We start from the raw sequence: 13,431 nt of genomic DNA on the forward strand, positions 1-13,431 counted from the left end.
GGCCGAGGACGTTTACGTGGGATGACCCAGGGGGTCTCCGATGGGATCGAACGACGTTCGCGCTCTACACCTTGAGATAGCGCCTCATCGCAATCGCCGAACCAAACAGGCCGATGATCACGCCGAGGAGGACGAGTGCGCCGTACGTGGCATAGTAGATCTCCATGGGCACATTGAAGCTCATGAAGCTGATGCCGGAAGCTACCTTTGGAATCACCAGGTTGCGGAACAGCTCAAGCACGCCAATGGAGAACAGCGCGCCAAGCAGAGCTTGGAGCACACCCTCGGTGATAAACGGCCCGCGAATGAAACCGTTGGACGCGCCAACGAGTCGCATGATGGCGATCTCACGGCGACGCGCGGTGATGGACAGGCGAATCGTGTTGTTGATGAAGATGAACGCCACAAAAGTCAGCAAGGCAACCAACACCACAGCCGCGATGCGAATGTAGTTGGTAAGCTGGAACAGGCGGGAGACCTCCTCCTGGCCGTAACGAACGTTCTCAGCGACATCGGCGTCTTTGTCGTCGACGTCGGTGTTGGCATCGTCCACGATCTCGCGGAAGTCGGAGTCGGCCTTGATCTCATCGGCCATGGCCTCGACCTGAGAGGGATCCTCCATCTCGATGCGGAAGGAGCGCGGCAGCGGATTCTGGCCGTCAAGCGCCGAGAGGGTGGCGTCGGCATTGCTCGAGATCGAGGAGCTGTACTCCTCGAGAGCGTCCTCCTTGCTCACGAACTCGACGTTCTTGACGTTGTCCATGCGCTCGAGTTTGTCCTGATAGGCCTCGACGGCTTCATCGGAGGCGTCATCGGAGATGTAGGCCTGGATCGTGACCTGGTCCTCGACGTTGCCGATGGCCGAGTTGACGAGCACCGAGCCGACGATGAACAAGCCGATGATGAACAGGGACAGGAAGATGGTGATGACGGCGCCGAACGACGTCGTCCAATTGCGGAAGAAGTGGCGGAAGGCCTCTTTGGTGGAATATCCGAGATTAGAAGGCGCCATAGTTGCCGTAGCCTCCCCTCTCCTGGTCGCGAACCACTCGACCGCCCTCAAGGGCGATGACGCGACGCTGCATGGAATCGACCATGGCGCGGTCATGCGTGGCCACGATCACGGTCGTGCCGGTACGGTTGATGCGCTCAAGGAGCTTCATGATGCCGAGCGAGATCGCCGGGTCGAGGTTGCCCGTTGGCTCGTCACAAATGAGCAGGGGCGGCCGGTTGACCATAGCGCGGGCAACGGAGACACGCTGCTGCTCGCCGCCGGAAAGCTGGTCTGGCAGAGAATCCATCTGATCACCCAGGCCGACAAGACGCAGGACCTCGGGGACCTGGGCCTTGATGACCGCTTTGGGCTTGCCAATGCACTGCAGGGCAAAGGCCACGTTCTCGTAGGCGGTGCGGTTGGGCAGCAGCTTGTAATCCTGGAACACGGCGCCGATCTGGCGACGCAGGAACGGGATCTTACGGTTCTTGATCTTCATGAGATCCTGGCCCGCCACCATCACGCGGCCGCTGGTCGGCTTAACATTGCGCAGCATGGTGTTGAGCAGGGTAGTCTTGCCAGAACCGGAGTGGCCAACCAAGAAGACGAACTCGCCCGGATAGATCTCGATGTTCACATCGTCGAGCGCGGGCTTGTTGGGCTGCGCCGGGTAGATCTTGGTGACGTGCTCCATGAGGATGACGGGCTCGACACCGGCCTCGCGCGCCTGGCGGGCGCGGGAGTCGTCGACGGGCGCGAACACCGTGGTGAAGTCCGGATTGTTCGCAAGTGCCGCGTCAAGGGACGCGACTTCGGCCGCCTGATCGGGCGTGACCGCGGGGGCTGGCGCATCCATGGGGGACGGAACGCTCACAGGCGTTGCGGCGGGTGCATCGGGCGCGGGCACGTTGAACAGCGGATTCGCCGCAGGCTGCGGAGACGGAGCCGCCTCGCCCTGCTGGGCGGCGGCGAACACCTGAGACTCGAGCGCATCGGGCGTGGCCGGAGCATCGAACATGGATTGGGGGGTGTTCTGCGGAACGGGTTGATCGAACAACCGGTCCTGCACATCCGGTGACGGAGCGGCGTGCAAAGGGCTCACAGGATCAACCTGGGGCACCTGAGGTGCAGCCTGCTCGTCTCCGGGGGTACGGAAGTGGTTACCCACTAGAGCTCCTTAGAGTCGTGCGTTTGAACTACAGACTCTCCTATTTTAGCAATACGGCGGGTCTACCATCAAAGCAACACGGCAAGCGCCGGGGCATCGGGGACCAGTTCTACCCAATGGATTTAAACCCGTATCCAATCGCCTCGTTGACATCGGTGATGATAAGCATAGCGTTGGCATCGTGCTCGTAGACGACCGTCTTGATGATCGAGACCTCGCGGCGGCTCAACACAAAGAACAGCACGGGCCGGTCCTTCTTGGTCCAAGACCCCTGCGCCATGAGACGTGTGCAGCCGCGGTCCATGGCATGCAGGATATCGTGCTCGATATCCTCGTAGGCATCGGAGATGATGAAGGCGGCGCGCTGGCTGTTGCCACCATCGACCACCGCATCCACGACATATCCCATGACGACCATGGCAAGGGCGGCGTACAGTGCGTTGGTGAGGGAAAACACCGGGGCGGAGGCGGCACACACCGCGACGTCTATCGCCATGACCGTGGCACCCACCGGCAGCGAGCTCTTACGTGCGATGATCTGGCCAATGGTATCCGAACCGCCCGTGTTGGCTCCGCAGCGGAACACAAGCCCGTAACCGATACCCGAGATGATACCGCCCCACAACGCCGAAAGCATGAGGTCGCTATGGCTCACTTGGAGCACGGGCGGGGCGAACAGATCGGTGAAGAAACCGAAGAGCACAAAGCCCGTGACCGTCTGCACCACGTACTTGAGCCCGCCCGACCGCACGACCACGAGCAGCAGCAACGCGTTCATGATAATGGTCTGCAAGCCAACGGGCAGACTAATCCCCACGCGTCGCCCGAGCTCGGCGATGATGGTGGCGAGACCCGTCAGGCCACCGGCGGCAAGGCCGTTGGGAATCATGAAGGCATCCGTCGCGAACGCGGCGATCGCGCAACCCGCGATGATAAGCGGCAGGTCGCTCACGAACTGCGACTGGATGATGCGGTTGATGTCGATGCGCCGTGCCATATGACCCTTACTCCGCCTGCTCGGTAGCCCAGCGGTGGTAGCCGATGATGAACGGATCGAGATCTCCGTCCTCGAGCACACCGTCCACGTTGCTTGTCTCCACGCCGCTGCGCAGGTCCTTCACCATCTGATAGGGGTACAGGACATAACTGCGAATCTGGTTGCCAAAGCCGATGTCGGTCTTGGGTCCGCGAATCTCGTCTAGCATCTCACCGCGCTTCTCGAGCTCCAGCTCGTACAGGCGTGCCTTCAGGATCTGCATACACGCCGCCTTGTTCTGGATCTGGCTACGCTCGTTTTGGCAGGTGACCACGATACCCGTGGGCATGTGCGTGACGCGAACGGCGGAGTCGGTGGTATTGACGCCCTGTCCACCAGGGCCACTCGCATGGTAGACGTCCACGCGAATGTCGTCGGGCGCAACCTCGATCTCGATGTCATCGGGCAAAACGGGGATGACCTCGACGCCGGCGAAGGTGGTCTGGCGGCGCTTCTTGGCATCCGTGGGGCTGATGCGCACCAGGCGGTGCACGCCCGCCTCGGCACGGAGCATGCCGAACGCGTCCTTGCCCTCAACCGTGATGGTGGCGCGGTCGATGCCGATGACCTCCGCTGCGGGGCAATCGTTCACCGTGACCTTCCAGCCACGACGGGCACAGTACTTCATGTACATCTTGAACAGCATGAAGGTCCAGTCTTGGGCCTCTAGGCCGCCCTGGCCGGGCTTGATGGACAAGATGGCGCTGCCGTGGTCGAACTCTCCCGTGAACCAGCTGGAAAGCTCCATCTCATCGATGGCGCGGGTAAGCTCCTCGGCAGCCGTCGCGGCCTCCGCCACGAACTCGGCTCCGTCCTCCCCCATTTCCTCGGCCAGCTCGAGTGCGGCGCGGGCGTCGGAAAGACGCTCGTGCGCGCGGTCAACCAGCTCGACGTCGCCCTTCACCTGGGAGAGCTCCGCCATATGCGCGCGAGCAGCGTCGGCGTCATCCCAAAATCCCGGCGCAGAGCTGGCCTGCTCGAGCTCGGTCACACGACCCCTGGCCTCGTCGATATGCAGATACGCCTCGACCTCTGTCAAACGCGCAGCGAGGGCATCCAGCTCTGTCAGAATCGACTCAGCGCTTGCATCCGCCGCCATTAGCGATTCCTACCGTGGCAGTTCTTGAACTTCTTGCCGCTGCCGCACGGACACGGATCATTGCGACCCACGTTTGAGTACGGGTCGCCGCTTTGGTCTTTGCGGTACGTGCGCACGGTGGAACCGGCGTTACCCAAGGTCCCCTGGGGTGCCCGCCCAGCACCGGCGGTCACCGCCTGCTGCGCGGCCTGGCGCTGGATGGTGGATGAGCCGGTGTCGCCATCGACCTCGGCCGGACCACTCATGCGGGCGCCGGCGAGGGCGGGGTTGCGCTCCCCCTCGATCCGCGCGCGGGCGGCATCGGGGTTCTTGAACTCGGCATGCATCACCGTGCGCAGATAGTCCTCGTACATGGTGTTGACGAGCGTCTGGAACGCACGGAACGCCTCGGTCTTGTATTCGACGAGCGGATCGCGCTGACCGAACCCACGCAAGCCGATGCCCTGCTTGAGATAGTCCATCTCCTGGAGGTAGCCCATCCAGCGGGTGTCGATGACACGCAGCATGACCTGGCAGTTGAGTTCCTGCATGAGGCCCTCGCCCAGGCGCTCGGCCTTGGCGTCGTAGGCCTTCTCCACAAACGCGAGCACCGCATCGCAGAGCTCCCCATAGGGGGCGTCCGCAAACTGAGGGGCATCCGGGCGTCCGGTGAGCTCCACGACCCACTTATGCAGACCTTCGAGATCACGCTCGCCCTCATGCGAGTCAACCGGGCAGAACTCGGTCACGCAGCGCTTGATGGTGTCGTCAATGACCTCGTCGATGTGGTTAGAGAGATCCTTGCCGTCCAAAATCTTGTTGCGCTCGGCGTAGATGACCTGACGCTGCTTGTTCATAACGTCATCGTACTCGAGGACGTTCTTGCGCATGGAGAAGTTGATGTTCTCGACTTTGCGCTGGGCGCCTTCCACGGCCTTGGAGATCATCTTGTGCTGAATGGGCATATCGTCGCCCATGTCGGACGCGATCATGAGGTTGGAGATCTTGTCCATGCGCTCGCCGCCGAACATGCGCATGAGGTCGTCCTCGAGCGAGAGATAGAACTGGGTCTCGCCGGGATCGCCCTGACGGCCGGCGCGGCCGCGAAGCTGGTTATCGATACGGCGGGATTCGTGGCGCTCGGTGCCGATCACCGTGAGGCCACCGGCGGCGACCACCTGGTCGTGCTCGGCGCTGCACACGGCCTTCGTCTTGCGCACCAGGTCCTCGTAGACACGGGCGATCTCGGCGAAGGTTGCGGTGTCGATATCGATGCCAAGTGCACGAATGCCTTCGAGTACCTGGTTGAAGACGGTGCGCTCCACCGGCTCGAGTTCCTTCTCGTCCTTGGCGAGCAGGCGCCAGTTGGCCTCGTGGAGGATGCGATCGAGCACCTCGGCGTCGATGCCGAAGTCGTAGCGCATGAGCTCGTCGCGCGCCATCTCCTCGGCGTTGCCGCCGAGTAGGATGTCCGTTCCGCGGCCGGCCATGTTGGTGGCGATGGTGACGGCGCCCAAGCGTCCCGCCTGGGCCACGATCTGCGCCTCGCGCTCGTGGAACTTGGCGTTCAGGACCTCGTGCTTGATGCCGCGCTTGTTGAGCAGGCGGGAGAGGCGCTCGGAGCTTTCGATGGAGACGGTGCCCACCAGCACGGGCTGGCCGTTCGCGTGGCGCACCTCGATCTCGCTGGCGACGGCGTTGAACTTGGCGTCGATGGTGCGGTACACCAGGTCATCGTGGTCGACGCGGGCGACGGGTCGGTTGGTGGGGATCACCTGGACCGGCAGGTTGTAGATCTCGCGGAACTCGGCGTCCTCGGTGATGGCGGTACCGGTCATGCCGGAGAGCTTGTCGTACAGGCGGAAATAATTCTGCAGTGTGATGGTGGCGAGCGTCTGGTTCTCCTCGCGCACGAGCACGCCTTCTTTCGCCTCGATCGCCTGGTGCAGACCCTCGGAGTAGCGGCGACCCTCCATGATGCGACCCGTGAACTCGTCGACGATCTTGACCTCGCCGTTGGTGACGACGTACTGCTTATCGCGATGGAACATGTACTGCGCCTTGAGCGCCTGCTGCAGGTGGTTGACGAGGGCGCCGGAGAGGTCGCTGTAGATGTCGTCGATGCCGAGGCGCTGCTCGATCTTCTTCAAGCCCTGCTCAGTGGCGGCGATGGTGTGCTTGGCCTCGTCCATGACGAAGTCTCCGGTCGCCTCCACGGGCTCACCGGCAGCGAGCATGTCGAACTGGGCCTCCTCACCCTGCGTGAGGCCGCGCACGGCACGGGCGAAGTCCTTGTAGGTGCTGGCGCTCTTGGTGCCCGCGCCCGAGATGATGAGCGGGGTGCGCGCCTCGTCGATGAGAATGGAGTCGACCTCGTCGACGATGGCGAAGGCGTGATCGCGCTGGACGCGCTGGCCGGCGCGCAAAACCATGTTGTCGCGCAGGTAGTCAAAACCAAATTCGGAATTGGTACCGTAGATGACATCGCACTGATAGGCGTCGCGCTTGTCGGATAGCGGCATGCCGTTTTGAAGCAGACCCACCTTGAGTCCGAGGAAGCGGTAGATGGAGCCCATCCACTCGGAGTCGCGCTTGGCAAGGTAATCGTTGACCGTGACGACATGCACGCCTTTGCCGGAAAGCGCGTTCAGGTAGCCGGCGAGCGTGGACACGAGCGTCTTGCCCTCGCCCGTCTTCATCTCGGCGATCTGCCCCTCGTGCAGAGCCATGCCGCCGATGAGCTGCACATCGAAGTGGCGAAGACCGATGGTGCGCTTGGACGCCTCGCGCACGACGGCAAACGCCTCGGGCAGCAAGGCGTCGAGCGTCTCCCCGGCGGCCAGGCGGTCGCGGAACACACGCGTTTGGTCACGGAGTTCCTCGTCGCCCATGCCCTCATACGCGGGCTCGAGCGCGTTGATGGCGTCGACGGTCTTCCAATAGCGCTTGAGGTCCTTGTCGGAGCCGAAGGACAGCAGCTTAGAAACGAATCCCATGTGGTTTCCTCTTCACGATGCGCCAGAGCGGGCAGCGCACATTCGCGCGCGATACTCGCGTTGACGCATAGACACAGTTAAGGAAACTTTAGCCAAATGGCGCACAAGCTATGCGCAGGATGTATGTGCACACAAAACGACCCTGTACACGGCGGCGGGCCGAGTGAGCGCAAAACCTACGTTTGCGATGGTCCAGACGTTGGTTTTGCGCTCACTCGATTCGAATACCGGAAAACGTTACGGATATCGCCGAAAGGCGGGGAAAAAGATGATCGCAAAATGAAAACCCCGTACCCAGATGGGCGCGGGGTTTCACGCGTACGTCTAAAGGCGAAGGCTACTCGGCGACCTCAGCGGTCTCCTCGGCAGCGACCTCGGCCTCAGCGGCAGCCTCCTCGGCAGGAGCCTCAGCGGCCTTCCTGGCGGCCTCAGCGGCGGCCTTCTTCTCGTACTCAGCGGCACGCTTGGCCTTCTCGGCGGCCTTGGCCTCGCGCTCGGCGGCCTTCTTGGCAGCGGCCTCCTCGGCAGCGGCCTGCTTGGCGGCCTTCTTGGCGGCCTCGCGCTCGAGGGCGGCCTGAGCGGCGCCACCGAACTTGTCGGCGAATCGCTGGACGCGTCCACCGGTGTCGACGAACTTCTGCTGGCCGGTGTAGAACGGATGGCACTCGTTGCAGAGTTCGACCTGGATCTCGGACTTGGTGGAATGGGTCTTGAAGGTGTTGCCGCAGCTGCAGCGCACCGTGCACTCCACATACTCGGGATGGATGCCAGACTTCATGGCAGGGCTCCTCTTCTGGTCACGTCCTGGTTACCGACCAGGACAAAGGGGTGACTTGGTTTCCGACCAAGTCAAAATAGCTTGTCAATGCTACCACACGCACCGCGCGGCAGCGAACGTGCACAAAAGGTCCATGGGCGCATGGGGGCAGCGTGCCTCACCGCGTTCCTTATGCGAGGACCTACCCCGCCAAGCACTCGCGGCGGCCCTTGCGCTCAGCCAGCGGCACGTATCTGCCCGACTCGAGCACCGAGCGATACGCGGGGCGGATGATGCGGTGCGCGCAGATGAGCTCCTCCATGCGGTGTGCCGCCCAACCGGCAGTGCGTGCCACGGCGAACAACGGGGTGAACAGGGTGTCGGGGATACCCAGCATCTTGTAGATGAAGCCCGTGTACAAGTCGATGTTCGCGCAGATGGGCTTGGTGGTACCACGCACATCGGCCATCACCTGCGGGGCGAGCTTCTCGATGCGCTCGATCAGCTCGAATTCCTCCCCCATGCCCTTGGCGTGGGCCAGGCCGCGGGCATAGCGCTTGCACAGCACGGCGCGCGGGTCAGACAGGGTATAGACCGCGTGCCCCATGCCGTAGATAAGACCGCTGCCGTCGAAGGCCTGGCAGCGCAAGATCTTCTCCAGGTACGCGGCGAGCTCATCCTCATCATCCCAATTAGTCACGTGCGCGCGGATGTCCTCGTGCATCGCCACAACCTTAGCGTTGGCGCCGCCGTGGCGCGGACCCTTGAGCGAGCCGATGGCGGCGGCATAAGCGGAATACGCATCCGTTGCGGAGCTGGACAGCACGCGGCAGGCGAATGTCGAGTTGTTACCGCCGCCGTGCTCGGCATGGAGCATGAGCATGACGTCGAGCAGCATGGCCTCGGCGCGGGTATACCCGTCCTCGCCGCGAAGGATCTGCAAAATCGCCTCAGCCGTGGAGAAGCCGGGCTCCGGAATGGGAACGGGCGCACGCTTGCCGCTCACCTGGGCGGTGCGGAACGTCTGGGCAAAGGCGGCAAGACGGGGCAGACGGGACAGCAGCGAGATGGCGACGTCGACCTCGTGCTCGGGCGTTATGGAATCCGGATCGGAGTCGAAGGCGTAGAGCAGCAGCACGGCGCGCTGCAGCGCATTCATGATCGAGGGGCTCACCGTGGTGATGGGAAACTGACGCACGAACTCACTCGACAGATGACGATACGCGCCCAGGCGACCGTTGAAATCGTCGAGTTCGCTGGCAGTGGGCAGCTCGCCGGTGATGAGCAGATACGCGACCTCCTCATACCCAAAACGGTCCTCCTTCTGGGCATTCTCTATAAGGTCCTCGATGTCGTAACCACGCAGGATAAGATGGCCCTCGTCGGGCACGACCCGACCGTCGACCACGTTGTATCCGTGCACGTCCGAGATACGCGTGAGGCCGGCGACCACGCCGGAGCCGTCCGCATTGCGCAGGCCGCGCTTCACGTTGTGGGTGCGGAACAGGTCCTCGGAGTATTCCTCAGAGGGAATATCGTGGTAGAGACGGTCGGAATTCTCATCAACGCGGCGGCTCGCCTCGTAATCGAGAACCAAGCGGCTCAGGTGATCGTCGAAGCGATAGTAGATGTTGTGGGCGTCGTACGACATAGCGGGCTCCTTATTTGGCAAGCGCCCCGGCATATCGCCGGGGCGAACGAGGAACGATGGACGGAGTCGAGGATCACGCCGTGCGCAAACATGCACCCGTCACCAAATGGCACAGGCTACAGGCGGTACATGAACTGGAAGACATCCTCGCGCTGCATCTCGACGGTGACGCCGAGCTCATCACCCTTAGCGGAAAGCGCCTCTTGGAGCTCGGAGAAGCCGAGCGTCGAGGCGGACACGTCGGCGATGAGGGTCATGGTGAAGATGTCCTCGATGATGCTTTGCGTGATGTCGCGGATATCGACGCTCGCCTCGGATAGGACGCACGTCATGCCGGCGACGATGCCGGGGCGGTTCTTACCGAGGACAGTGATGACGACGCGGCTGGAAGAGGTCTCTGCCATGGGGTTCCTTTCGGGTCATGCGGCGATGCCGCCCAAATCGTTGCAAAGTGCCCGCCCTCGACGGCGTGCGGAAGACGGGTGGAGCCACGCGGCGCTAAGCCAGCATCCGGCATGTCCAAGCGCACTCCATTGCGATGCAGTGTTCCCAGTCTAGCCGATTTCGCGTGTCACAAGGCACGCCGAGACCCCCGCATCGACAAATGCAATCAAATTGCAAATCTCCGCGTTACCGCAGCGACTCGAGGACTCGGCGCATCTCCGCCTGCACGGCATGGTCGGCGTTGCACCCAACGACCCTGTCGGCGACAGCCTGCAAGGCGGGGCGGCCGTTGGCCATTGCGCAACCCGTGCCGACAAATCGGATAATCTCGTAATCGTTCATCGCGTCTCCAAAGGCCATGACCTCATCACGCTCGATGCCGTAATGGTCCATGAGCAACGCGATGCCCGACGCCTTGGACACCCCGGGCTGCATCGCGTCGATATAGGAGTTGCCCGAAGGCGCGAAAGTGAACAGATCGCCGAGCTCGCGCTGGAGGACATAGGCGTTGTCCATCACGTTACCATCGTCGCAAAAGATACTCGCCTTGATGATGTTGACCTTCGGCGACGGAAGCTCATAGATACGCTCCGCATTGGGAAGGTCCTTATCGACCTCCCGTACAAATATGTCCTCATCGTCGAGCAGGTAGGACTTTGTACGATCGAATAACGCCAGATGCATGTTAGGAAACATGGCCACGGTCCGTGCCAGGCGGCGAATCGCCAGGTGCGAGTACACCTCTCGGTCAATCTGCACACCATCCGCGTAGACTTGGGCCCCGTTAGATGCGACGAAGTCCATGCTGTCCTTTATGGGGGCGAAGAACTCGCACAGTCGGTCATACCGCCTGCCCGAACTTGCCGCAAAGTGAACGCCGTGCTCCTTGAGTTCGAGGATGAGGTCGTATGTCTCGGCGGGAACCATTCCGCTCTCGTCGAGGAGGGTGCCGTCCATGTCGGAGGCGATGAGCTTGATGTGTCGTGCCATGATGACGCTTCCTTACGTGTACAGGCCCCGCGGCTTATATATGGCCGCGGGGCACAACCTGTTGAGAAGCGTACCCGACGCAATCGGATGCAAGCACCACGCATCAAAGGTGCTCGAAACCCTTACCGAGCACTTATATTTCGCAGGGACCACGGGGAAATGAACGCGTCGCGGCCTACTCGGCGTATGAAAACGTCGTGACGTCGAACATGCCCTCGGGGCGAATGCGCAGGGTGGGGATAACCGGCAGCGGCAGGAAGATCATGCCCATGATGGGATCGAGCGGAGGCTCGATGCCCATTGCGCGCCCGGCCTCCATGAAGGCGTCGTGCTCGCGTGCGACCTCCTCGGCCGTCTTGTCGCTCATAAGACCACCGAGCGGCAGGTCGATCTTGGCCCTGACCTCGCCATCTTGCACGAGGACGAAGCCGCCGGAGCCCACCGCGCGCACGGCTGCGAGCATGTCAGCGGGGTCATCGCCCACCACGCAGACGTTATGGGAGTCGTGGCCGATGGTGCTCGCGATGGCGCCCCGGATGGCAAAACCGCGCACCCAGCCCTGCCCGATGTGCCTGCCCGCGAGCCCCGTGCCCGCCGCGCCATCGCCGTCGGCACCTGAGAGCTGTGCCTCGACCCCGCGGCCGTGACGCTCGATGAGCATGATGCGGCGGAGGCCCTCGGCGGTCTCGGGTCGTGCCATTCCCGTGACGGCGTTACCGGGGATCACGTCGATGACGGCTTCACCGGGGCGGAATTTGTAGGAGAAGACATCGAGCGAGAGCTCGGGCAGTTGGACGGAGTCACGCAGGCGCCCCTCGAGCTTGTCGAGGCCGGGTCGCGAGTCGACCGGCGCGATGGAGCCCACGAAGGCACCATCCTCGGCGAGGAGCTCGCCCGCAACGTATACGCGATGTGGGGCACCCTCAAACGCAAGGTTGTCGAGCAGCAGGACGTCCGCGCGCTTGCCCGGAGCGATGGCGCCGCGACGGTCGAAGGCGCACAGCGCGCCGTGGTCGAGACCGAAGACGTCCGCCGTGGAGAGCGTCGCCATGGAGATGGCAACCACCGGGTCGATACCCGCCTCGACAGCGACGCGGCACGCATTGTCGATCATGCCGACGTTGAGGGCGTCCGAGGGGGCGCGATCGTCCGTGGCGAAGCAGCAGCGGCGCGCGAGCGCGGGGTTCTCGACGATGAGCGGGGCGAGATTCGCGAGGTCGTGACTGCAGGTGCCCTCGCGAAGCATCACGTACATACCGCGGGAGAGCTCGTCGAGGGCCCCCTCGACGCCCGTGTTCTCGTGGTCGGCGATGATGCCCGCGGCGACGTAGGCGTTGAGGTCGTTGCCGCACGCCATGGGCGCATGGCCGTCCACCTGGCCGGATGCGGTCTTCGCGCCCACCGCGATGCGGCGGCAGGTCTCCTCGTCCGCACCGTACACGCCGGGCAGGTTCATCATCTCGCCCAAGCCGAAGATCGCACCGTGATACTCGTTCATAAAGGCTTCCATGTCCGCCGCGGTGATCACGGCTCCGGCCTGCTCGTCAGGCAGGGCGGGTACGCAGGAGGGCATCATGAACTTGATGTCGAGCGGCGCACGGGAGGCGTCCTCGATCATGAACGCAAGGCCCTCGAGGCCGCATACGTTGGCGATCTCGTGGCTGTCGGCGATGGCGGTGGTGGTGCCCCGGGTGAGCGCCATGCGGGCGTACTCGGACGGGCGAATGTTGGAGCTCTCGATGTGCAGGTGGCCGTCGATGAAACCGGGGGCGAGGTAGCGGCCCTCGCAATCGACGACGCGGGCGGCCTCCCAGGCGGGAACGGACGCGTCTGCGCAGTCGCGCCCCTCGAACAGGACGCCCGCGATGCAGCCGCATGTAACCGCGACCTGACCGCGCGCCACGCGCAAACGGTACACGTCGACGATCTGCGCGTTCACGAACACCGTGTCCGCCGGCACGCGACCCTCCGCCGTGTCGATGAGAGCCTGCATCAATTTGACCAGATTGGGTTCCATATCCTTGGCACCGCCCTTCATGTGAGCCGTCATTTCATCCATGGTACCCAATGCGGCAGCCGAACCGATGCGAAAGGAGCGTTGCCTTTTTGGTCGTGGCCCCTTCACGGCTGATCGCAGGCGCAGCCTTTCCGCGAGCGAGCGCATCGGGAAACCGCTCCTGAATGGGGTTCGTTTCGCAAGGGCACCCAAACGCTTATCAAAACAAAAGGTCGACCGAGAAAACCGGTCGACCTTTCTTCAATATCCGGATACCGGATGCGAGCGCGGACGAAGGGCGCCTCGACGCTATTGCGGTCC

Annotated in this window: 10 protein-coding genes; all 10 read right to left on the reverse strand. The window is 63.0% G+C overall.

Going from position 1 to position 13,431, the window contains the following annotated elements; translation table 11 throughout:
* Nucleotides 1-64: 64 nt before the first annotated feature.
* A complete protein-coding gene (gene ftsX, locus ACX9NZ_RS05900; RefSeq protein ID WP_294122522.1) occupies nucleotides 65-1,012 on the reverse strand; it encodes a permease-like cell division protein FtsX in 948 nt (315 codons plus the stop codon).
* Entirely contained in the window at nucleotides 999-2,162 is a 1,164-nt protein-coding gene (gene ftsE, locus ACX9NZ_RS05905) for a cell division ATP-binding protein FtsE (RefSeq protein WP_294159507.1), read from the reverse strand. Before ftsE ends, ftsX begins: the two co-directional genes overlap by 14 nt.
* 109 nt (nucleotides 2,163-2,271) lie before the next feature.
* Nucleotides 2,272-3,159: a YitT family protein gene (locus ACX9NZ_RS05910; RefSeq protein WP_407495661.1), complete on the reverse strand. Its 888-nt coding sequence runs from the start codon at nucleotides 3,157-3,159 to the stop codon at nucleotides 2,272-2,274.
* A gap of 7 nt (nucleotides 3,160-3,166) precedes the next feature.
* Complete coding sequence (gene prfB / locus ACX9NZ_RS05915) at nucleotides 3,167-4,297, reverse strand: peptide chain release factor 2 (protein ID WP_294122520.1); 1,131 nt, start codon at nucleotides 4,295-4,297, stop codon at nucleotides 3,167-3,169.
* Entirely contained in the window at nucleotides 4,297-7,272 is a 2,976-nt protein-coding gene (gene secA / locus ACX9NZ_RS05920) for a preprotein translocase subunit SecA (protein ID WP_118653589.1), read from the reverse strand. The genes prfB and secA overlap by 1 nt, the downstream gene beginning before the upstream one ends.
* Before the next feature lie 337 nt (nucleotides 7,273-7,609).
* Nucleotides 7,610-8,050, reverse strand: a complete 441-nt coding sequence (gene rpmE / locus ACX9NZ_RS05925) for a 50S ribosomal protein L31 (RefSeq protein ID WP_407495665.1) — start codon at nucleotides 8,048-8,050, stop codon at nucleotides 7,610-7,612.
* A gap of 181 nt (nucleotides 8,051-8,231) precedes the next feature.
* Entirely contained in the window at nucleotides 8,232-9,680 is a 1,449-nt protein-coding gene (locus tag ACX9NZ_RS05930; RefSeq protein WP_407495667.1) for a citrate synthase, read from the reverse strand.
* A 116-nt stretch (nucleotides 9,681-9,796) separates the two neighbouring features.
* Entirely contained in the window at nucleotides 9,797-10,084 is a 288-nt protein-coding gene (locus ACX9NZ_RS05935) for an ACT domain-containing protein (RefSeq protein ID WP_118653592.1), read from the reverse strand.
* A gap of 226 nt (nucleotides 10,085-10,310) precedes the next feature.
* Nucleotides 10,311-11,114, reverse strand: coding sequence for a Cof-type HAD-IIB family hydrolase (locus ACX9NZ_RS05940; RefSeq protein ID WP_118653593.1), 804 nt, complete (start codon nucleotides 11,112-11,114; stop codon nucleotides 10,311-10,313).
* Between the two features lie 175 nt (nucleotides 11,115-11,289).
* Nucleotides 11,290-13,173, reverse strand: a complete 1,884-nt coding sequence (locus ACX9NZ_RS05945; RefSeq protein WP_304292133.1) for an adenine deaminase — start codon at nucleotides 13,171-13,173, stop codon at nucleotides 11,290-11,292.
* Nucleotides 13,174-13,431 lie beyond the last annotated feature (258 nt).

The organism is Collinsella sp. BM28 (assembly GCF_054551995.1).